The following is a 22,683-nucleotide window of genomic DNA, read 5'->3' as shown; positions in this document are numbered from 1 at the left end:
TAATTGACCGGACTTAACCGCCAATTTTCATTTTTGCGCCCCGACTTAGGTGAGACGGTATGAGAATAGCCATGCCAATCTTAGTTAAAACGATCACGATGAGTTTAAATCGCAGCAGTAAGGATGGGTCATATCGAATAGCTGTGGTGAGAAACTTAAGTGCGGCAAAACCTTTTTTGCGTTCTAGGGGCCATTCAAGGGCTCTATACGTCAAGTATTTGTAGCGATTTCCCAGAATCCCTGGTTTGAGATTTTGCAGGGAAGCCGGGGCTTGATTCAATGCCTTTTCAATCACTTGGATACTGGAGCGTTCCATCCCCCAAATATTAGCCGACATGGAACTCGTCGATTTACGATATAACACCTGGGGTGATGCCACGGCGACAAAGGGATACCTAACCGCTAATCGCAGCCACATATCCCAGTCATGGGCATTGCTGAGGGATTCATCAAATCCACCGACTTCGAGTAAAGCCTGCCGTCGAATCAATGGATTAGAGCCATTCGCCACAAAATCATTCAAGAGTAGCTTACTCAATACATCTCCACTCTCTGTAATGTAGCTACCCCGTTTTAACAACTCTCCTGATTCATCAATCCAATCTGTCCAACTGTAAGCTAGGGCAGCTTGGGGATTGTCTTGCAAGGCTTTGTACTGCGCCTCTAACTTATCGGCTGTCCAAAGGTCATCGGCATCAATGAAGGCAATATAGTCACCCTGCGCTTTAGCAATCCCCCGATTACGACTAGCTGGCTGTCCGGCATTTGGATATGAAAATACCTGGATTCGCTCATCCTCAATACTGGAAACAATGTCTACTGTAGAATCGGCAGAACCGTCGTTAATTATAATTAACTCAAACTCTGAAAATGTTTGACTGAGAACAGAGCGTACTGTTTCTTTAATCGTCTTTTCGCCATTATAAACGGGTAAAATAACAGATATTATTGGATTCATGTTATTTTAATTTTGTTTATTTAATCTCTGATAAATATAGGCTTTAGCTTGAGAATTATCCTCAAAAAATTGGCAAAAGGGTAGTTGATAAGTCCAGGTTGTATAAAAGGACTTATTTTTGTGATAAGTTCCCGGTAAAAACAGATGAGGGATTCCTAGAAGAATAGAAAGAATATGTCCATGCATTCGGTTCGTAATCAGCCAAGGATATTGCTTTAATTGATAGATGCCGCTATGCATTAAATCCCAAGACTTGTAAAATAAGGATGGCTCGTCAATAGAGGATAATTTATCGATGTAAGGATGATTCGTATGCCAACGTTGACGGGATATCCATTCCCCAGGACTGGTTAAACCTCGTTGCCAGCCTTCCCGAATCAATCGAACTAAACCGGGAATTTTCCAATACCAGGCTTCTGGGTTTTTGAGACTATCCCTCTGCAGCCATTGATAGGATACCCAGTCTTCTACGACTAGGTTGTTTAGCTCCGTTAACTCTTGGGCAAAATTCCGACAATCCCTCCGACAATGATACAAAATAGAATTATCCTGACTGACCGAAAATGATAATCCTGGCATATTGACAAGATTAAATGCCATATCAGGAGCTTTTAGCACCTTACAGTTAGAAAAATAGTGGCAGGCAGTTTCATAACTGTAGTTCTCTCGGGCAAAAATAGTCAAATTTGGATGAGCATTAAAAATTTCGGCGGCTTGGTTTAGTTTGTTCTGATCTTCAAAATAAATAGTTTGGGGTAAAATAATAATCGGTTGACTATGATGTTTAGCAATTACGCGCTCACGAAATTCTTGCAATTCGGGCCACAAATCGCCTAAATTTCCTCCCCCCTGAAACAAAATAGGAGCATCACCGATTTTCTGAAGCATTTCGGTTTCAGAAAAGTTTTTCACGGTCGCTGTATACTTAATCTGCGTTTTAAGGATTTTCTTGAGATAGAATACAGTTCCCAGCCAAATTAGATGATCTCCGATATTGAGATAGTCAGGATAATCGAGTAACGCACATTGTTCAAACGGTTCTATAGTGGCAAGGGTTTCCTGAAGAACCTTCTTGATTTTCTCAGAACTTGAAAGATCTAGAGAGCTTTGCTGATGATCTATCATTGATATCGGTTTTGAATAGTCCCTAATTTATTTTGTATTCAGTTTTTTTCTCATTAGCCCTCTCATTTTAACAGATATTGGTCTGAGGCTTTGAAGTTTAATATGAAATTTCCATAAAGATTTTTGAGGAGCATCTTCATAATTCTTTGCTTTTTAATATCTACGAATATAGGTATATAAAGAGACTGGCTCAATCTAACCTTGAAGTTCTCCCGCACTGCGGGAGAACTTGCGCTTAACGACCTGTTAATCGTGTCAACACCTGATTCGACCGTTCGACAAACGCCTTCATGCCATTGGCGTCAAAGCCCCGTTGCGCCATTAATGCCAAGTCGTAGACATGTTGACAAATTTGATTGGCTAGTTCCCCACTCGGCGATGAACCCGCCCCTTGGACAATACTCCCTTGACTAATCTCGACTAAATTCTGAATCAAGGGATGTGCCGTATTCACGACCAAAATATGTTCCTCTGGAAACTGCGCCGCTTGCTGCTGCAATAGGGCGGTCATATCCTGTAACCGTCGCATAGCTTCTGGTAACAGTACCATCGCTGGCGGTGTCCCTTGAGGGTCATCGGATTTCAGCGCCTGGGTTTTCACATTAACCTTGGGCTTGTTTATCGCTTGCTCAAATAACTCCTTAATCAGTTCGCTACGAGTCTTATTGGTTTTGGGGTCAACGATATCCGACGCCTTATCTTGGTCAACCAGGGTATTATCTAACTCCGAGTCTACCCGCGAGAACTTCACATCAGAGTATTCCTGTTCCAGGAAACTAATGAAGTGGGTGTCGATAAACGAGTCCATATAGAGGACTTCTAAGCCCTGATTCTTGTGCAGTTCCACATACGTGGCTTGGGCGGCTTCGTCGGTGCAGTAGAAGACGTGGTTCTCGTGCTTGGCTTTGTTGCGGTCTAAATACTCTTTCAGCGTCGTATAGGTTCGCCCTTGCTCATCCTGATTCACGGCGGATGGACTCACCTCTTGCCAAGCATCGTCTTCTGGCGACTGCACCTCTACCTCCGGTGTCTCTGCTTGGCTTTCTGATTCCCCAGAAAAGGTGGTGCGATAGAGAATGATATCTTCGACTTGCTTTTTGAACTTATCGTTATTCAGCGCCCCAAACTTAACAAAGGTGCCCACATCTTGCCAGCAGCGGATATAGTCTTGCCGTTGCTCAGTATACAGTTGGTTGAGACGGTCAGCAATTTTCTTGGCAATGAAATCAGCAATCCGGCGCACCGTCCGGTCATTAGTCAGGGCGGAACGGGACACATTGATGGGAATATCGGGACTATCAATTACCCCGCGCAAGGGCATGAGGAAGTTGGGAATAACTTCTTCGCAGTTATCGCTGACAAAAACCTGATTACAGAATAACTTGATATGACCTTTGGTCACATCTACATCTGGCTTCAGTTTGGGGAAATAGAGAATCCCATTCAACAAAAACGGATAATCGGTCTTCAGATGCACCCACAGCAGGGGGTCTTCCTGAAACGGATACAGATAGCGATAAAATTCTAAATAGTCCTCATCCTTGAGATCCCGTGGTGATTGTTTCCACAGTGCCTTGTGTTGATTGAGATCCTCGCCATCCATCTTAATCGGTACAGGCATGAAGTCGCAGTACTTCTTCACCAGTTGGCGAATCCGGGCGGGTTCGACATATTCGGTCTCTTCATCCTGTAGCGTCAGCGTAATCGTGGTTCCCCGTTCTTTGCGGGACGACTCCGACAGTTCAAACAGGGGAGACCCATCACAGGACCAATGTACCGCCTCAGCCTCGGCTTGGTAGGAGAGGGTATCAATCTCGACTTTCTTCGCCACCATGAAGCAGGAGTAGAATCCCAAGCCGAAGTGACCGATAATCTGCTGGTCGGCGTCTTTTTGGTATTTCTGGATAAACTCTTCGGCGCTGGAGAAGGCAACCTGGTTAATATATTTTTTCACCTCCTCAGCGGTCATGCCAATCCCGTTATCGGAGACGGAGAGGGTTTTGTTATTTTTATCCAGGGAAATGGTAATTTCTGGGTTCCCCACATCTCCATCCACTTCCCCAGAGTAGGACACCATCTTCAGCTTCTGGATGGCGTCCACGGCGTTGGAAATCAATTCCCGCAAGAAGATTTCGTGGTCGGTGTAGAGCGACTTCTTGATAATGGGAAAGATATTCTCAGTATGAATGGTGATTTTTCCCTGTTCGAGTACAGTCATAGGTATAACGCCATATAGGTTTAGGGTTCACTGATGATTTTGCGCGATCGCGGCTAGTTTTCAGGAGGGGATGACCCACGGATAAGATTCGGATTTCCTCACTTGAGACTTCGGAGGGGGCTGACTGGCGCAACTCCAGTTAACGGTTTATGGCGAAACAACGTTTTCAACCGTTTTAGTATCCCTCTATAGACGACAGCAACTTGGGGATTATCTGGCAATACCTTGAGTTTCGCTTCAAGTTTATATTTATGTTAATGAACTTCGTTTCACAACCAAAAATGAACTAATTAAACTTCCCCAAAAAAATTCCATTTCACAAGCTGCAATTAGATTAGTCTTGAATTGCCCCCGATATTTAAGAAACTGCAAAACAACTCGACGCAAGCTGCCTAAAAGGTTGCGAATAATAATCAGTGGTTTCTGCCAAGGTTTAGCATTCACCATCCGTAGCTGGCAGGTGGCTAACCCACACCCCCGGGAAATAGAGAGTAAATAATCCCTTTCTAATCGCCAGTGGGGTATTTGATGATAGGTATGCAAATCGGGATGATACCAAATTTCCCACCCCGCTTTATGCATGTAAAGTAGTGGCTCATAGTCTTCTCCGCCCAACATTGAACCTGCCAATCTCCCTTTTAAATGAGGACGTTGGGGAACGCTTTCCTGCCAAGCTTTTCGACGAACCACTAACGCCGCTGCTGTTGGAAGTCTCAAGTTTTGCGGTTCAAATTGATGAGGCGTAGAACCATGTTCTCGAATGGCTAAAAAGGCTTGGATGCGTTGAAAGTTTTCCGGCGGTTCAACTTCAAACTCTCCATGAATTTGCCCACTCAATGCACCCGCTTGGGGATGGTTTTTGGCAAAAGTATGTGCTTGGACTATCCAATCTGGATTGGGTAAGTTATCATCATCCAGAAATCCAATCAGTTCCCCCTGGGCTTCTTTTACTGCCCGTAATCTGGCATAAGCGGCACCTTGTTCCGGTTCCAGGATGTAGGTTAAGGGAACATCGGCTAGCCAATTCTCTTGATACTCCTGCACCACTTGGGCGGTATTATCGGTACTGTTATTATCAACAACAATTATTTCCCAGGTAATTTGGTCTAAATCTGTTTGCTGTCGCAGTTTATCCAATAGCTTGGTTAAACGGTTGGCGCTATTATAGGTGGGAATCGCTACGGTGAAGTCTATAGACATTGTTTTGTCATTAGTCATTGGTCATTGGTCATTGGTCTTTCGTCATTGGTCATTCGTCGCAGAATGCTGGTAATCCTTTGGGGCGGGTTTAGTTATATTAGGGTGCAAAGCAAAGGTTAGTGGTAAAACCCGCCCCTACAATTCCCCCATCTTCCCCATCTCCCTCATCTTCCCCATCTCCCCTTAATCGAACAGTATTGATGATGTTTTTTTCTACCCACCTACTTACCTTTTAGGGTAATGATTTGGTTCGGGTGATTAAAATAGCCATTTTTGTATAAATAGAATGGACTCTCTAAACTACTCAAAACGAGTTGCCATTGACAAGCGGCGACTAAATCCGATTGACGTTTCCCCTGATATTTAAGGCTGTGAATAATGAGTTTCCGCAAGTCGTTAACGGTATAGGCAACAAAAGCTAAGGGGCGTTGCCAAGGTTTGACGCTTAACATGCGGGTGACAAAACGGCTGAGTCCAATGCCACGCATAAAGGGGATTAAATAGTCTCGCTGTAAGCGTTTCTGGGGGATTTTATGGTCAATTTCCATGGCTGAGTTATACCAAATTTCCCAGCCGTTGAGCTGCATATAACTTAACATTTCCAAGTCTTCCCCGGTGAGCATATTTCCCTGAATTCTGCCTGTTAAAATCAGTTGATTGGGAACACTATCCAGATAAGCCTGTTTTCGGATAACTAATCCGGCTGAAGGGGGTAATAATTTGTGGCGGGGTTCGTAGCGAAAGGGTTGGTCACCGCGTTCTGCGATCGCTAAAAAGGGTAGAATCGGTTTTAAGCTGTCGGGGGGCGGTACTTCAAAGTCGGGATGGATTTGACTGCCATAGGCACCGGCTTTGGGATAGGCTTGAGCAAAGGCAACGGCGGCAGCCACCCAGTTTAGGGCGGGAATGTTATCATCGTCTAAAAATCCAATTAGGGGGGCTTGGGCTTCCTTAACGGCTAATTGTCGGGCAAATCCTGCCCCTTGTCTTGCTTCAACGCAGTATCGTAGGGGAATGTCGGCAGACCAGTTTTCCTGATACGCTTTAACAATTTCAGCCGTGTTATCGGTACTGTTATTATCAATAACGATAACTTCCCAGCGAATCGATTCTGTACCCGTTTGGCGGTGCAGTCGTTCTAATACTTCGGGGATTCGGCTTCCGCCATTATACGTGGGAATCGCGACGGTGAAGGTAAGGGACATAACAAGTCAAACGTTAAAGGTCAAAAGTCAAATGTCACTTTTGCCTGGTTTAGAAGACAATCGGGTTAAGTGTTTGTAGTTAGTGCTGAGGCACTGATGGCGCTAATGATGGCGCTAAAGCGCTTACTACGAACGTTTAAAGTTTTTTAGAGATGCCCCTGTCCTGGATTCTGCTCCTAACTGAATAGTAGCTGAATTCGGGAGAGATTCTCCTAAAACTTTAATGAAGATTTTTTACGAAACCCGTTCAATGTACCGATTGCGGTTCCGGCAAATTTACCGCCTCCTTTTTCTCAAAGGTGAGGGCGTTATCCACACAATGAACGAGGATTGTATCTCCCGCCCCAAATGTGTTTTCTAATAACTTCGTGGCAATTGGGTTTTCCAGTTCCCGTTGGATTGCCCGTTTCAGAGGACGCGCCCCATAGACGGGATCATACCCGACATTCACCACATAGTCTTGCGCCGTCGATGACAGTTCAATGGAGATTTTCTGATCCGCTAACAACTGTTCAATCCGTCGCAGTTGAATCTCGACAATTTGCCGCAGTTCCTTGCGCGTCAGGGTGTGGAAGATGATGATATCATCGACACGGTTGACGAATTCGGGGCGAAATTGCTTTCTTAAGGCATCGGTGACTCGCTTCCGCATCTCCTCATATTGGGCATCATCTCCCGCTACATTCAGGATATGATCACTGCCAATATTACTGGTCATGACAATAATCGTATTGCGGAAATCCACGGTTCGCCCTTGGGAGTCGGTGATGCGTCCGTCGTCAAGGACTTGTAATAAAATGTTAAATACATCTCGGTGTGCTTTTTCCACTTCATCCAGTAACACTACCGAGTAGGGGCGACGGCGAATGGCTTCGGTGAGTTGTCCCCCTTCTTCATAGCCAACATATCCGGGAGGTGCGCCAATTAACCGGGAAACGGCGTGTTTCTCCATATACTCGGACATATCAATTCGGACTAAAGCATCCTCGCTGTCAAAAAGGAACTGTGCCAAAGCCCGCGCCAATTCCGTTTTCCCCACACCTGTGGGTCCCAAGAAGAGGAATGAACCGATGGGGCGTCCGGGATCTTTCATCCCCGCCCTAGCACGACGAATGGCGGCGGCGACGGCTTCCACGGCTTCTCCTTGCCCAATGACTCGTTTGTGCAGATGTCCTTCTAGCTGCAAGAGTTTCTGGCGTTCTGACTCCAGTAACCGTTTTACGGGAATCCCTGTCCACTTGGCGACAATTTCGGCAATATCGGCTTCGGTGACTTGTTCTCGGAGTAAGGCGGAACCCTTTGCTTGGAGTTCCAGCATCATCGTCTCTTTTGCCTCGCGATCGCGCTGGAGTACCTCGAGTTGTCCATACTTAAGCTGGGCGGCTTGGTTTAAATCATAGGCGCGTTCGGCTTGCTCGATTTTAACCCGAAGTTGGTCTTCTTCTTTTTTCAGGTCGTTAATTTCTTCTAGGAGTTGTTTTTCCGATTGCCATTGTCCGTTAAGCTGTTGGTGATTGGTTTCGAGTTGTTCTATTTCTTGCTCTATCCGGTCTAACCGTTCCTGAGACGACTGATAGGCACTACTAACGGCGGCGACACCCTGACGCTGACTTTCGGCTTCTAGGGATAGCTTTTCCATCTTTAGCTGCATCAGCCTGCGATCAATCGCTTCAAGTTCTACGGGTTTGGAGGTAATCTCCATTTTCAGCTTGGCGGCGGCTTCATCCACTAAATCAATGGCTTTATCGGGCAAAAAGCGATCGCTAATATACCGATTCGATAGCGTCGCGGCGGCGACTAAGGCGGAGTCGGTAATGGTGACATTATGGTGAACTTCGTAACGTTCCTTAAGTCCCCGTAAAATAGAAATCGTATTGTCCACCGTCGGCTGCCGTACCAGTACCTGTTGAAACCGTCGTTCTAAGGCGGCGTCTTTTTCAATATGCTTGCGGTACTCATCTAAGGTTGTCGCCCCAATACAGCGCAATTCCCCTCGCGCTAGCATGGGTTTGAGTAAATTCCCGGCATCCATTGTTCCTTGACCTGATCCGGTACCGACAACGGTATGCAATTCATCAATAAACAGGACAATATGCCCATCAGACTGGGTAACTTCCCGTAAGACGGCGCGGAGTCTATCTTCAAATTCCCCTCGATATTTCGCCCCCGCAATTAAACTCCCCATATCCAAGGAAATCAACTGGCGTTCTTTGAGGGATTCTGGCACATCTCCATTAATTATCCGTTGTGCCAATCCTTCTGCGATCGCGGTTTTACCGACACCGGGTTCCCCAATGAGTACCGGGTTATTTTTGGAACGTCGGGATAAGACTTGCACCACTCGACGAATCTCTTCATCCCGCCCAATTACCGGATCAAGTTTCCCGGCTTTGGCTTGTTCGGTCAAATCCCGCCCAAATTTCTCTAGCGCTTCATAGCGGGATTCCGGACTTTGATCGGTGACTTTTTGGGAACCCCGAATCGCTTTAATCGCGGCTTCGAGTTTGGGACTATCCAGGTCAAAGCTTTTAAACAAGCGGCGTCCGATGCGTTCATCGGCGGCTAATCCCAAGAGTAAATGCTCAACCGCAATATAATCATCGTCCAGGGCGACTCTGGATGCCTCGGCATTATCCAGCATAATATCCAAGCCTCGCCCCAGGTAGAGTTGGTCAACATTATTCACCTTAGCTTGGCGATTGGCGAAGGCTTCCAATTGCTGCTTAAATGTCGGCACATCCACCGTCACCCGTGACAGAATCCGGGCGGCTAACCCCTCTTGTTCCAAGAGTGCGATCGCCACATGTTCAACTTCTAGCTGTTGATTGCGACAGCGGCGGGCAACGTCTTGGGATTTAACGATCGCTTCCCAGGCTTTGTCGGTAAATTTGCTGGCGTCGGTGGGCTGCATGAGTGGTTATCTAGTTATCGAGTCTTGATTGAATAGTATCTCCCAGTGGCAGTATAACAATCTACTCTCGATAAAAGTGAAATAGCCGTAGAGAACACATTTATCGTCACTGGACGTGGCGGTTTACCCTTATCGCCGGATGAGCCGCTCCCCCCTGATACTGTTGTGGAAGATTTAGGCAATTACGTTGAATATGAGCCAACTGAGTTGATACCATTGTCACCGAGAATGAGCAACCTCGAATCGATTTCAGAAGATAAACCCCGGCAATAACGATAGTGCCGCGACTCGCCCCTACAGGACAGGTAACACAATAAAATAGATTCCCCAAAAATAATAGAATTAGGGCTTGACTTTTCCCATGAATTTAGGTACTTTTTTATCATGGGAAAATGTGCCGTCCTATAGACCCCGTTCAACCTTAACCTATAGTGAATTGGCACAGCTAAAATTGTGAAGTAGATTTGACCATTGAATCGGGCGCACGTCGGTGCGCCCCTACGGTTTCCGGGCGTAAGATTAAATAAAATTACGTCAGTCCTGACCAGGTTTGAATGGTGCGCCCCATAAGTTTCTTCCCAAACCACGGTGTATTCCTAGAGAGGGATTTCAGGGTATCTTGTGCCACTGTCCAACTCTGCTGTGGGTCAAATAATACCAGTTCTGCGGGTTGATCATTGGCAATTTTAGCAGGGGATTGACCTAGACAAAACGCTGGATTTGTGCTAATTGTTTGCCACAGTTGCAATGCTGAATATACACCCGTTTCCACTAAATTTTGCCAAAGTAAGGGTAACGCTAACTCTAAACCAATGACTCCTGGTGGCGCTTCGGCAAAGGCAACGGTTTTCTCTTCATAAGTGTAGGGGGTATGGTCAATAGCAATGGCATCAATTACACCATCCCGAATGCCTTCAATCAGGGCGATGCGGTCATCGGGATTGCCTAATGGGGGGTCTAGGCGTAAGTTGGGATTATAATTACTTAGATCTTGAGTATCTAGTAGCAAATGCATCCAAGAGGTGCTGGCAGTAACTGGGATGCCTCGTGCTTTCGCCTCTTGAATCAATTCCACACCGCGACGGGTTGAGATCCGCATCAAATGCACCGGAGTCGCGATCGCACTCACCACTTCTAAGATGGCAGATAAGGCGGCTGATTCTGACATGGCGGGATTTCCAGGGATACCAAACCGGATAGAGTTCGCCCCTTCCCGGATCACCCCATTTCCCTTTAACTTCGGGTCACACGCCCACAACGCCACAGGAATTGGCAACGGGCGCAGGTATTCTAACACTCGCCGCAGTAAAGCCAGATTCGATAAAGGACGCCCATCGGCAAAACCCACGACACCTGCGGCGGCTAACTCAGCTAGTTCCGTCATCTGTTGTCCTTCCACACCCTGGGTTATCGCCCCCCAGTAATATAGGTGAGGGGAAGATTGGCTGGGATGGGAACGTTCCTGCTGGCGCACACGGGCAAGTCCAGAGGGATTATCTAACGGCGGTACGGTATCCGGTAAAATCGCTAATCGGGTAAAGCCGCCCGCCGTCGCTGCGGCGAGAAGTGATGCCCAGGTTTCTCGTTCTTCATAGCCCGGTTCCCCCGAATGACTGTAAAGATCAACTAAGCCAGTCCCTAAAATTAGACCTTGGCAATCCCGCACCACCGTATCACTGGACCACTCCTCAATTTTTGGTGCAACAGCCTTGATGATGCCGTCTGTAATTAGCACATCAGCGAGTTGGTCGGTTCCAGACACCGGATCTAAAATCCGGACTTGTTGCAGTAGTTCATTAGTCATGGGAAACACACAATTGGGGATTGATTTAAGGACGGAGGGTTCAGTTGGTCATTTTTCGGTTGCCACAACAGCGAAATACTGGACAAATCAGAAATTCGGAGATTGGACAATTGTTGCTTGTTGAACAAAATCAGAGATATTAGCCGTGTACAGAGCATTTGTCAAGGCAAGTATTCCAGGCAAACCTAATGATCGAGTGACGAAAACTCAGGATCAAGAATGGCTTACCTTATTTCTATACCGAGATGTATTGCAGCGGAAGACCGATAAATAGATGAACCTTCCGAAAAGCTACTGCTATAAACACTTCTGGTGTAGAGAATTTCGTCTAGCGACTATAGACTTTATTAAAAGTTCACACAATCTGGAGTGTTATCCTGCCACAATCTTTCTATTTGAATCTCTTATCTCTCTATTTGGTCATTCGTCATTTGTCATTTGTCCTTGGTCGAAGAATTCTGGCACTCCGTTGGGGCGGGTTTATTTATATCAGGGTGAAAACCTTCCCGTTAATGGTAAAACCCGCCCCTACAACTTTCAAACTCTTCCCATCTTCCCCATCTCCCCCATATCCCTCATCTTCCCCATCTTCCTCATCTTCCTCATCTCCTCTCTGTGTCCCTCTACCTTCTGCCTTCTGCCCCCTACCCTCTGCCTTGTTGAAACACAGGGATGAGATAGTCTGACAAGGTAAAAGCATCCACGCCTAACTCGGTGCGTTCCTGTGCGGCTAAAATTCCCGCTTGGGCGTGCCACCAAGCCGCCGCCGCGACGGTGGCGTCTAGGGGAAATTTGGTGGTTGCTGGCTGGGCGACTAAGCCACCAATAAGCCCGGTGAGAACATCCCCACTGCCACCACGGGCTAGGGCGGGTGTACTGTCTGGCACCAGCCAAACCGATCCCTGGGAATTCGCGATCGCACTTCTGGCACCTTTTAATAAAATCACAGATCGACTCAATTGAGATGCCTTCTGTACCGCACTGACGCGATTAGGCAGCAATTCCGCCGAATCGGGAAATAACCGCTTAAACTCACCCACATGAGGCGTTAACACCGTCGCCCCCTGACGCCGGATTAACGTAGGAATCGTTTTCAGTTCCGCCAAACTATTTAAGCCATCAGCGTCTAAAATCAGGGGACAGTCCACCCTCATTAATTCTTGTAGCAAAGACTTCCCATCCAGAGTCAAACCCGGACCACAGGCGATCGCACTAAATTTACTTAAGTTTACAGAATCAGGAAGCTGTGCGATCGCGCCACTGGGGGTTTCCGGACACCCAATTACCAGGGATTCTGGGACATGACTGACTAATAGCGGTTTCAGCGAATCCGGAACCGCCACAGACAGCATTCCCACCCCAGACGCCCGCGCCCCCAGTGCGGTTAAAATGGCACCACCAGAATATTGGGTTGAACCACAAATCAGCAGCAGATGTCCTTCCTTATATTTATAGGTAGCGGCTGGACGGTGTAGGGGCAGACAATCCCGTACCATAGAGGATGTCACCCGCATTAATCCCGGTGATTGACCCAAAACTGCCCAAATATCCGCCAAGGGGATACCAAAATCAATTAACTCCGCCTCTCCCAGATAATCCAATCCTTGATCTTGTAAAAATGCCTGCTTCCATAACCCTAAACAGAACGTGCGACTTGCCCGAATCGCCGTATTCAAGACTTCCCCAGTATCCGTGTGAATCCCAGAGGGTAAATCGATACTGGCGATAGGTTGGGAGAGTTGGTTCAATTGCTTAACCGTATCCGCCAGATTTCCTTCAAGCGATCGCGTTTGCCCAAAGCCAAACAATCCATCAATAATTAAATCACAATCCAGTAACGGCTGAATCTGCTCATAAAAGGGAATCCCTAAACTCTCCGCATAGTCAGCATGTTGCGAGGTTAATTCCTTAAGCTTATTAATCGGACGGTAAATCAGCACCTCATAGCCCTGACACTGTAACTCCCGCGCCACCACCAAAGCATCACCGCCATTATGTCCCGGACCCACTAACACACCCACACGCCGCGTTTGCGGATAAGGATAAAGGGTTTGAATCCGCCTCGTAATCAACCCCGCCACCTTTTCCATCAACGCCGCCACAGGCATTCCCGCCTCAAAGATACGCCCTTCAATCTCGCGCATCTGCTCAGCAGTAACTACAATTTGTTCAATTTGTTCGCGTCGCTTTGTCGGTTGCACAGCAGTTATTCCCCATTTCACCATCTTTGATTATTGCGCCATCAGACGTAGATTTGCATCAGTCCCCTGAAAGATGAGCAACGTACCAAACCGAAGTAACTCCCTTTTTGCCCTGAAGCCTGTCAGGGACAGCACAAAACTCTCAAGTCGGTTGAACTTTTGCATAAGCGAGATTGGGTGTGACAAGCAATTGTTTAGACGTTCGTAGTTGCGCTTTAGCGCCATCAACGTTTGCCTCGCTACGACAAATATTTAGTTCAGTTCAAGCTAACGATGGCGTTAGTTTACCCAGAAAAAATGCTCCGCTTAAGCTGTTCGGCATTTAAACCTTAATATCAATAATCATGAAATCCTTGTAGTGCGTTTAGCGAAGCCATGCCGAAGGCTTTAGCGAAGCCATGCCGCAGGCTTTGCATCTTGCTCGCTACTAATACCCAATTTAAATGCATGACAGCTTACTGGTATAACACAGCTAAAATAGTGGAATCTATTTAACCATTAAATCGGGCGCACGCCGTGCGCCCCTACAATTTCCGGTCGTAATTCTAATCTATCAAATTTGGTGTGCCACGCCAGTACCATTACATTACCATCACAGAAATTCCGGGAACAGAAACGAATTAATCCGCTCGTACTCTCGTTCCAACCGTGCTTTCGCCAATTGATAATAATCCGAATTAACTTCTGCACTATAACACCGCCGACCCTTGCGTAACGACACGACGGCGGCTGAACACATCCCGCCAAACGGTTCCCACACCACATCACCAACATCGCTAGTTGCCAGAATAATCAATTCAATTAAACGTAAAGGCTTCTGATTCCCATGAAGGCATTTTGCCTGCCGATTTTTCAGGCGTTCCTTACCCCGAACTGCAGGTTCCGACCAAACATTTGTAATTCCATGACTATGATGCCATTTAGCTCGCATTTTTGACCATTGTTCCGCCGTAACTGGCGATTTACCATCGATGGAAAAGTAAGGGATTGCTGTCGGTTGACCATAGCGATTAGCGTAAGTAACAATCCGTTCCATCATGTCGGGTGGCGGGAAATACCACAGATGATCCTTGGTAAAATATTTACGAGTCGCCGCATTTTTGACCCCACAAGCCTCATTCGTTTTACTCAGAGTAAGTCCCGTCCGAAGCCACTCATGACGCAGCCACTGTTGCATCGGCAATTGATAACCATCACCCGTCTGAAGTTGCACCTCTCGTACATAATGTACACAAACTTCAGTCACAATCGGAAAACGACGTATTGTCTTACTATTAACATTGCCAGCAATATGGGCAACACCTTTATCCCAAACATTCACAGAACGGTATTGCCAACCTTCCTTGACCAAAATCGGATGAACGGTAGCCCAGCCAATTTCACTACACCAAAACCACAACGTTGTCTCTGGTAAACAATAGCGTGACCAAGCTTTAATATGAGGTGCATACCAATCTGCTAAATCCGTTGGTGTTGGCGGATCACCTGGGAAAAGTCCTAATCCATAAGCACCATCTGAGATGATAACTGTTGGCGCTTGCCAAGCGAAATAGCGGCTCAACACATCAGCCTGTTCAATTTGCACTGAATCGATAACAGTGGTAGACACAGCAGAAGTTAAGTTTGTAGGGGCGGGTTTTACCATTATCTGCTGCAAAAGACCTAGACGTGAATAAACCCGCCCTGACCCTACTATCGTTCATAATGCTACAAAATAGTTGCACAAGTCAAGCGATCGCACACCTTAGAGTTCTAAGGGTAGAGATAGAGGACGAGTTGTCTGGATCATCTGTGAAAAAATCCCCAAAATCGCGTCTAAATTATTCAGATAATGTTCCCCGCGCTCAATAGAAACTGTCGTTTTGACTAATTTGATAAATTTCCAAATACTTCCGGTTGTAATAACTCCATAAATACAACCAATTTCATTATTTTTCTGCTCATTAAAAATCTGAGCCGCAAGCATCTCGGCAATACATTGAGGAATTTCTGATTTAATATTATCATTCTTAGCTTCTACCAGGGTGACGACTGGTGCTGTCACTTCCAACTGTTTGGGCGAATGACTGAGAATAAAATCACATCGACCGTTAAGTCCTCTGTCTTTATCAATGTTAAAGTCAGTTCCCGAAAATAGGCTGATCTGGCGGTTGTATTTTCGGCGAACTTCGATGAGAATAGGAGTAACAATCATCTCAGAACGCGCTTTTTCCGTATTAATCTCTAATGCCAGAGGAATATTTTCGTCGAGTGTTTCGCTTAATAGTGGACTAGGCGGGGCAGGTTCTACTGAGTTAAAGAGTTCAACTCGCTCTTGGATAATCAGATTAAAGTCGTTTTCTAGGTCTTCTAAGGTAAAATCACTGTATGACATGGTTCTTTGTATTTGTTTTTACATACTTAAAAATTAGAATAGAGACAGTGTTATTCAGGCAAAGATAAGTATTTTACTCTATCCTGTTTAACTTCAGACAAGAACTCTCGAATATCCTTCGTGCCTGTCCAAAGTCTTATATCAATGTTATCCAATATTTTCTCTAGCCTGGTAACCAATTCTTTAAGCTCATTTTCTTTACATATTGTTCCATCAGCTCCGTAGAGTCGAGTGATTTCAACTAAAACTTTCAGCCACAGTAAGCTATCACAAGCACCTTTCCATGCAGAAAAATCCAGCGAACGGGAAAATGGACGGTTTATAGTTCGCTTAGCAGGGTTGAAAATTTTCTTGTTAAGTTTGTCGCGCCAGTTTGTTCGACAATCTTCAGTTGCATTAGCGATAGCCCAGCCACAAGTAAAAGTAAGTTCTCTATCTGTCAGCTCGTCGAACCAGGAACGAGATGATTGATTATCTGGCTTATGAATTGTGGCAGAAATACAAGCTTCTAGTCCCTCGACGAGAATAGTCAGCCATAGCTGTGCAATTTCGTCAACCGTCAGTTTATTATCTTCTACTAACGGTAATAAAAGCTCATTGGTTGTAGATATTGCCCAGCTTCCCTCTATCGGACCACCGAGGCGATGAACAACATCGCGCAATTTCTTCGCCGATAAATTTTCAACCCACACCTGACGGATTTTCTCAAAAATTTGTAAGCGGATATTCTTGAGTTCTTCATTTTCATGTCGATTATTTTGGTTAGCTCTAATTCTTAGTTCAAATACCCACTCAGCTAAAGCATAAATACGTTCTCTTTCTGGGAGTACATCTATAGTCTTAAACGCCTTTTGTAGATCAATATGCTGATTCCGTAAAGGAGATATGCTTTGTGCAGCAATAGCTCTAAGTAGAGGAACATCACTTCTTAACAGGGCGGATAAAAGTCCGTTATCTGTTACACCAGTATACTGAATTTGGATGAGTTGATTTAAGATTTGCTTGATAACTGACGTGAGTGTATTCGCGATCGCCCAATAGTTAGAATTGTTTTCGTTTAAGGTATGTCGCAGCTCCGTGATAACATTTAATAATCCTTCTGGATCGAGAATCGCCATTGCTTTTGCCGCATACTTAATACCAAAACGATCATAAAATCTATAGAATGAGTAATCATTATTTATCCCTTTTAAAAATTGACCAATATCGCTTATTACTTCGAGAAAATCCTGTTTGATTAAATGAGTGATACTTAATAATTCTTGACTATACTTAGCGCCCAATGAGCCTATAGGTGGTTCTTGATAAGATGCCTGAGATAAAAAACGTTGAATTTTGAAACATAGATTTTGATCTCCCTCGTAAACAAGTTGCTCAAAGTATTTACCTGACTGGTGACTATGGGCTAGCCATGCTCCCAATGCTGTCCATAATTTGGCAAAATTTTTCTCACTACTAGCGATAAGAATCTGAAGAAAATAGTTAAGCTGTGCATTGACTTGCTTAGTAACTGTAAACCCACTGCCTTCCCTAATAAGAATCCCCTTATCTTGCAGATTATTGCTCAATTCAGATTCCTCTAGGTATGACAATCTATCTTCATTCAGGAGGGTAGCAAAAAAGAACTCCGCATAAGGAATAGCAGCTATTCCTTGCTGATGCTTTGAATTATAATTAGAAGATGTATCAGTGTTTCTATTTGAATCAAAAAGTGTAATAATCTCATTAGGAGAATCATTAGCAGGTGTCAGCAAATCAATAACATACTTTTCGACCGCCGTCAACACTTCTCCATTAATGGGAGTAATTAGGAGAGGATAATTTCGGGTTGCACCTTGAATAGAATTAGATAAATGATAACCCATTTTAATTTCACCTAATTCATCAAAAACTAAAATATACCGATCGTGAAATAGTTGAGTTTTTCCTCGTTTTCGGCTTCTTAGGTCTAGCAATTTAAATTTTAACTGCGTAATAATAAACCCTAAATTTTTACAGGCTGTTTTAAGACGTTTTGATCTTTCAGGTTCTTCTATCGTGTTAACTTCATGAATTGGGTTGTCCTCCAGTGCGGAAGAATCATCATCTGATTTAACTTGAGTGTTGGTCAGAACCACATACTCAACTTGAGTAGCTTCTGCTCGTGCTATTAGTTCTACAACACCTGATGTATCAAAATAGGGATCGACAAGTAAAATTTTACTGGCTGTAGAATTTTTAGTTAGGGATTTAAGCCACGCTAAGAAGCTAAGCCCACCTTCCTCCGTAGCCCAACCTTTCGGAAAAAAACGTCCACTTGATGACTTAGAGAAAAGTCGCTGAGTTAGTTTATTGCTAATTGTATTAGCATCTACCCAAGGTGAAAGTTCATATCCCCCAACTGACGACGTTTTATCGTAATGCACTCGTTGAACAGATTGAACTTCTTCAAAAAGTTTGCGAATAGTAGATTTTTTTGAATCTTTAAACTTTTCCAGCCAATCGGACTGTAATTTTGCCTGGAAGCTAGCCATTCCTAGATTGAAACCAATCTGCTTAATAAGACCAGAAGAGTATTCGTACCAAATCGACCAGGTTTCTTCAGTAACTTCATATTTCCATATAGTTACAAGAAATCTATTGATTTCTTGGTCAAAAATAAAATCAATTATTGTATCGTTATTAGTGATATGACTAATTTTGCATTTGTCTAAAATCACCTCATCACTATTCCACAAGCGACAACGCACAAGTATTTGAGTTTTTGGGCAAAAAGTACCTGCTAGGACTGTTATCTTGACGTTACTAGGAGATGAGGCAGTATCAATCTTTACGCGAGAGTTATCATACTCATCTGCTGCTGGAAAAGATAACCATTCGATATTACCCAACCGTTCACTGTCTGCGCCGCAAAAGTTGAGTCCGGTTTCCTCCGTAAGATAGGAGAGACAATTCCTTGTCAAGTCGTCGGCTTGTGATAGCACATCTTTTTCATCTTGGTAAAAAAGACTCAGTTTATCCAGTTGCCAGAGAAAGCCAGCGAAAGCCGGCACATCCTCAATTGGACTTTTGATGTTTCCTCTATTTGTGTGTCCCGTCTCAAGGAATATTACTGGACGAACCGCGAAAGATTGGGCTAATTGTCTTGGGGATTTTGCCAAACACAGTTGACCATAGTAATTTTTTTTATGGGCTGGAGGAACTATACCAGCTTTCTTACACGAATTTTCTAAGGAAAATCCTTGTACAAGTTCTTTGATAAGGTTAAAAATAGTATGGCTATCGTGATACAAAGTTAGTTTAGCTATACGGAATTTGTAAGGATTGTTTTCGGTTCCCCAGTTTTGCTTTTTCCCACCGTCTGAAATGTACCATTGAGCAGAATTTTTGTAAGTTGCCGGGATAACCCATCCGAATAAAAGACGATATTCTGTCTTTGTATCTTGCGTTAACTCCAGTAGCCACAAATGGAGAGAACAAGCACCGGAATCTCTGAAAACTCTGGCAAGACGTGGGTCTTGACTTAGTTTCTCTAAATCCTGTATAAGACCTGTAGTAGCAGAAGAATCTGATGTCATTTGAGGTTATCTAATCTCACCAATTTATCACTCACTACTTGGAGACTGCGTGATTTTATATCAGCAGTTCTTTTGTCTAATTTTTATGTAGTATAACTCACTACAACGACTTTGGCAAATAGCTAACCCGATATGTGGGATTACTCTACCCTTCGGGTTCTCCTAGGCGAGTACGAGAAGGCGAGAGCCTACGTTCCTCAACCCAACCTACTTGTGTTGACATGCACCCAACTCGCTAACGCTCTACAATTTTCCATTGGCTTGCTAAATAGTGAACACAACAATCATAGCAAATCCCGGTTTACAAACCTCTATCATCCAGTCCGCGCAGGCGGACTTGGTTTGTGTAGCCGTGACTTCCAGTCGCCGATTCTGATTTGAATTTCAACTATAGATTTCATCGCGAATAACCTCTAAAAACGCCTTGCCAAATTTCAGATCTGGTTCCAAATAATTTCCTTCCGCCCATTCATTCCACGAGCGGATAAAAATTAGCCGCTTTTCCGATTCCCGTTCCGATACCGTTTCAATCGCCTCTTGTAGATGAACTCTAAATAAATCAGGCGTTGATTTCAGAAACACCAACCCATAGATACCTGTTCTCGGCGTGTTATCCCAATTCGGAAAGATACAGGGATAAGTGACAAAATACGGGTGACTTCCCTTAAAAGCACATTTGATCGCTTTTTCATAAGAGTAAAGTAGTGGATAATCCGAAAACTGTTTATATTTTTGGTAGAACCTCCGGGATGAAAAGGCACTAAACCTTTGCTTAACTTTAGTTAAACTCCGCTTCCCTGGGAAAATTCGGGCTGAAGCCTGCGTAAAAACATAATCCGGATTGATAACAATAGATGCATCAAACCCATTCGATTCAGGAAACCAGTATTCATGTCGGGCAACACCGATTAAATAGAGTCCCTTTAACCCAGATTTAATCGCTAAGTCTCTCCAACAATCCGTAAATTGTTTCGGGTCTGGCAACTCTTCCGGATTATAAACCAAAAATAGAGGTTTACCCTCAACCGTGATATAACGGGGATCAGTAAACGCCTCCAAAAGCGTATAAAAATGAGTCGTATAATCTGCCAAACCCGGGTAAGTTTGCTCAATTAAAACCCGATCCGGACAACCATGCCAAATCCCCGTCCAAGTTTGATTTGCCCAAGCTAAACAAAACGGAAAATTTGGCTCACCTGATTTTAAGACCTGATTAAACGGTCGTTCTAAAACCCGCTTACCCGCAAACCAATAATGCCAATAACAAAACCCTTCAATTCCATACTCTCTTGCCAGTTCCGCTTGCGCTTGTCGGGCTTCGGGTACACGCAAGTCATAAAAGCCTAAATCAGCCGGAATTTTAGGTTGGTCATGTCCGGGAAATAAGGGCTTGGCTTTGGCAACATTTGTCCATTCTGTAAACCCTTTTCCCCAGGCTTGATCATTTTCAGGAATCGGATGAAACTGTGGTAGATAAAACGCAATTAGACGAGCTTTTGCTGATTTTAATGGATTGGTTGTCATTCCGGAAATGTCTTAATGGATATCATTGGCTTAATGTTAACTCCCTAACCAAAGCCATTCGAGTTCCTGATTCCCTCCCCTTGACAAGGGGAGGGTTAGGGAGGGGTCTATCAGGGAAGGGTTCGGTCTTAAGGTATTGCAGATGTTTGAGCTTAAGTTGGCACCAATGATTCATGAACAGTCCCCTAAAGATAGTGGTTAAACCATAAATTTGTATAAATCCTGATTTGATTTATTGCACCGTGAATGGTACTTATTATCCCTTGATCCCCGTTTCCCTCCCTCCCTGGAAACTATCTGATACAATAGCGCTTACGTGTAAAAACACCCTCGATCGCGAAACGCTTAAACGCATGAGTCAGTTAAACAACGCCTTTACCCTTTTTTTGAGTTTGCTGGTCGAAGCCATGCCATTTTTACTCATTGGCGTCTTATTTTCCGGCTTGCTGCTGTTGTTCGTCGATGAGGGACGGCTGATTGCGTCTTTACCCAAGAACCCCTTCCTCGGTGCGGTTGTGGGGAGTTGTGCGGGATTTTTCTTCCCGGTGTGTGAATGTGGAAATGTGCCTGTGTCCCGGCGGTTGCTGCTACAAGGCGCACCCCTATCAGTGTCAATCGGGTTTTTGCTAGCTGCCCCCACGATTAACCCCATTGTAATTTGGTCAACCTGGGTCGCGTTTCGAGATCAGCCGGAAATTGTCGTCCTACGAGTCTTGTTTTCCCTGGGTATTGCCATAGTTATCGGTTGCGTCTTCAGCGTTCAGAAAGATATGCGCCCCTTGTTGCAACAGACTGTCACCCGTTCCATGGTGCTTCCCAGAGAATGCCAGGTCAAACCACCTCCGCAAAAGGAACCCCAACCCGCCCTGCTACAATCGGGTACATTTTTACTGGGTCAACCGGGAACTCCTGTGCGGATGGATGCGACGGTTCTCCAAGCCTCACTCGCGGCTACCCCCGCCCGGAAACCGTGGTCCGATCGCTGGCGTTTGTTCTTAGATAATACCGTGCAAGAGTTACGGGAGTTAGGCGCGGTGCTAATTATTGGGAGTGCGATCGCGGCTACGATTCAAGTCGCCGTTCCCCGTGAAATCATCCTCAGTTTGGGTTCGGGTCCAGTCACCTCAATTCTGGCGATGATGCTATTAGCCGCCGTTGTTTCTATCTGTTCAACCGTTGACTCGTTCTTCGCCCTCGCCTTTGCTTCAACCTTTACCAGTGGTTCATTATTAGCCTTTTTGGTCTTCGGTCCAATGATAGACATCAAAGCCATTGGTTTAATGTTCTCCGTCTTTAAAGCTAGGACAATTCTTTACTTATTTGCCCTCGCCGCCCAATTAACCTTTTTGCTTACCTTAATGGTTAACTTACATCTGAGTTAGTTTCAGTTTGAAATGGTGCGTTACGCTTCGCTAACGCACCCTACACCCGCCCCGACTCAATGTTGAAGAGAGAACGATTTGACTAATAACCAATGACCAATGACCAATGACCAATGACCAATGACCAATGACCAATGACCAATGACCAATGACCAATGACCAATGACCAATGACCAATGACCAATGACCAATGACCAATGACCAATGACCAATGACCAATGACC

Annotated in this window: 14 protein-coding genes; 2 read left to right on the top strand and 12 right to left on the bottom strand. The window is 44.9% G+C overall.

Features of this window, described 5'->3' with window-relative positions; genetic code table 11:
- Positions 1 to 13: 13 nt before the first annotated feature.
- The 7 genes from RID53_RS17655 to RID53_RS17625 all read right to left on the bottom strand — a co-directional run bounded on the left by RID53_RS17655 (position 14) and on the right by RID53_RS17625 (position 11,421).
- Positions 14 to 958, bottom strand: coding sequence for a glycosyltransferase (locus RID53_RS17655; RefSeq protein ID WP_446389341.1), 945 nt, complete (start codon positions 956 to 958; stop codon positions 14 to 16).
- Positions 959 to 964: 6 nt separating this feature from the next.
- Positions 965 to 2,083 carry a polysaccharide pyruvyl transferase family protein gene (locus tag RID53_RS17650; protein ID WP_446389340.1) on the bottom strand — a complete coding sequence of 373 codons (1,119 nt, stop codon included), beginning with the start codon at positions 2,081 to 2,083 and terminating at the stop codon, positions 965 to 967.
- Positions 2,084 to 2,318: 235 nt separating this feature from the next.
- Entirely contained in the window at positions 2,319 to 4,301 is a 1,983-nt protein-coding gene (htpG, locus tag RID53_RS17645; RefSeq protein WP_446389339.1) for a molecular chaperone HtpG, read from the bottom strand.
- A 249-nt stretch (positions 4,302 to 4,550) separates the two neighbouring features.
- Positions 4,551 to 5,519, bottom strand: a complete 969-nt coding sequence (gene hpsE, locus RID53_RS17640; RefSeq protein WP_446389338.1) for a hormogonium polysaccharide biosynthesis glycosyltransferase HpsE — start codon at positions 5,517 to 5,519, stop codon at positions 4,551 to 4,553.
- A 203-nt stretch (positions 5,520 to 5,722) separates the two neighbouring features.
- Positions 5,723 to 6,706 (bottom strand): hormogonium polysaccharide biosynthesis glycosyltransferase HpsE, encoded by a 984-nt coding sequence (hpsE, locus tag RID53_RS17635; protein WP_446389337.1) that lies wholly within the window; start codon positions 6,704 to 6,706, stop codon positions 5,723 to 5,725.
- 247 nt (positions 6,707 to 6,953) lie between these two features.
- A complete protein-coding gene (clpB, locus tag RID53_RS17630) occupies positions 6,954 to 9,617 on the bottom strand; it encodes an ATP-dependent chaperone ClpB (RefSeq protein ID WP_446389336.1) in 2,664 nt (887 codons plus the stop codon).
- 529 nt (positions 9,618 to 10,146) lie between these two features.
- Positions 10,147 to 11,421, bottom strand: coding sequence for a dihydroorotase (locus RID53_RS17625; protein WP_446389335.1), 1,275 nt, complete (start codon positions 11,419 to 11,421; stop codon positions 10,147 to 10,149).
- A 145-nt stretch (positions 11,422 to 11,566) separates the two neighbouring features.
- Here RID53_RS17625 and RID53_RS17620 point away from each other — a divergent pair, with 145 nt between their 5' ends.
- The gene (locus RID53_RS17620; RefSeq protein WP_446389334.1) at positions 11,567 to 11,695 is read left to right on the top strand and encodes a hypothetical protein; all 129 of its coding nucleotides are present in this window, start codon (positions 11,567 to 11,569) and stop codon (positions 11,693 to 11,695) included.
- 370 nt (positions 11,696 to 12,065) lie between these two features.
- On the opposite strand, the gene RID53_RS17615 is transcribed toward RID53_RS17620, so the two are convergent.
- The 5 genes from RID53_RS17615 to RID53_RS17595 all read right to left on the bottom strand — a co-directional run bounded on the left by RID53_RS17615 (position 12,066) and on the right by RID53_RS17595 (position 21,077).
- On the bottom strand, positions 12,066 to 13,646 hold the full coding sequence (locus RID53_RS17615; RefSeq protein WP_446389333.1) for an NAD(P)H-hydrate dehydratase: 1,581 nt from the start codon (positions 13,644 to 13,646) through the stop codon (positions 12,066 to 12,068).
- A gap of 568 nt (positions 13,647 to 14,214) precedes the next feature.
- Positions 14,215 to 15,231 carry a DNA methyltransferase gene (locus RID53_RS17610; protein WP_446389332.1) on the bottom strand — a complete coding sequence of 339 codons (1,017 nt, stop codon included), beginning with the start codon at positions 15,229 to 15,231 and terminating at the stop codon, positions 14,215 to 14,217.
- A gap of 135 nt (positions 15,232 to 15,366) precedes the next feature.
- Complete coding sequence (locus RID53_RS17605) at positions 15,367 to 15,996, bottom strand: hypothetical protein (protein ID WP_446389331.1); 630 nt, start codon at positions 15,994 to 15,996, stop codon at positions 15,367 to 15,369.
- 50 nt (positions 15,997 to 16,046) lie between these two features.
- Positions 16,047 to 19,553, bottom strand: a complete 3,507-nt coding sequence (locus RID53_RS17600) for a VPA1262 family protein (RefSeq protein WP_446389330.1) — start codon at positions 19,551 to 19,553, stop codon at positions 16,047 to 16,049.
- Positions 19,554 to 19,937: 384 nt separating this feature from the next.
- Positions 19,938 to 21,077 (bottom strand): glycosyltransferase WbsX family protein, encoded by a 1,140-nt coding sequence (locus tag RID53_RS17595; RefSeq protein WP_446389329.1) that lies wholly within the window; start codon positions 21,075 to 21,077, stop codon positions 19,938 to 19,940.
- Between the two features lie 353 nt (positions 21,078 to 21,430).
- On the opposite strand from RID53_RS17595, the gene RID53_RS17590 reads away from it, so the two are divergent.
- Positions 21,431 to 22,459 carry a permease gene (locus RID53_RS17590; protein ID WP_446389328.1) on the top strand — a complete coding sequence of 343 codons (1,029 nt, stop codon included), beginning with the start codon at positions 21,431 to 21,433 and terminating at the stop codon, positions 22,457 to 22,459.
- Positions 22,460 to 22,683: the final 224 nt, after the last annotated feature.

This window comes from Coleofasciculus sp. B1-GNL1-01, assembly GCF_040220235.1.
Lineage (GTDB): Bacteria > Cyanobacteriota > Cyanobacteriia > Cyanobacteriales > Coleofasciculaceae > Coleofasciculus.
This window is presented reverse-complemented; position numbering and strand designations above follow the sequence as displayed.

Excerpts from the sequence above, each read along its gene's own strand:
- hpsE (WP_446389338.1), bottom strand. The coding sequence starts at position 5,519 with ATGACTAATGACAAAACAATGTCTATAGACTTCACCGTAGCGATTCCC.
- RID53_RS17605 (WP_446389331.1), bottom strand. The coding sequence starts at position 15,996 with ATGTCATACAGTGATTTTACCTTAGAAGACCTAGAAAACGACTTTAAT.
- RID53_RS17625 (WP_446389335.1), bottom strand. The coding sequence starts at position 11,421 with ATGACTAATGAACTACTGCAACAAGTCCGGATTTTAGATCCGGTGTCT.
- RID53_RS17590 (WP_446389328.1), top strand. The coding sequence starts at position 21,431 with ATGAGTCAGTTAAACAACGCCTTTACCCTTTTTTTGAGTTTGCTGGTC.
- RID53_RS17655 (WP_446389341.1), bottom strand. The coding sequence starts at position 958 with ATGAATCCAATAATATCTGTTATTTTACCCGTTTATAATGGCGAAAAG.
- RID53_RS17595 (WP_446389329.1), bottom strand. The coding sequence starts at position 21,077 with ATGACAACCAATCCATTAAAATCAGCAAAAGCTCGTCTAATTGCGTTT.
- RID53_RS17615 (WP_446389333.1), bottom strand. The coding sequence starts at position 13,646 with ATGGTGAAATGGGGAATAACTGCTGTGCAACCGACAAAGCGACGCGAA.
- RID53_RS17650 (WP_446389340.1), bottom strand. The coding sequence starts at position 2,083 with ATGATAGATCATCAGCAAAGCTCTCTAGATCTTTCAAGTTCTGAGAAA.
- RID53_RS17600 (WP_446389330.1), bottom strand. The coding sequence starts at position 19,553 with ATGACATCAGATTCTTCTGCTACTACAGGTCTTATACAGGATTTAGAG.
- hpsE (WP_446389337.1), bottom strand. The coding sequence starts at position 6,706 with ATGTCCCTTACCTTCACCGTCGCGATTCCCACGTATAATGGCGGAAGC.
- clpB (WP_446389336.1), bottom strand. The coding sequence starts at position 9,617 with ATGCAGCCCACCGACGCCAGCAAATTTACCGACAAAGCCTGGGAAGCG.
- htpG (WP_446389339.1), bottom strand. The coding sequence starts at position 4,301 with ATGACTGTACTCGAACAGGGAAAAATCACCATTCATACTGAGAATATC.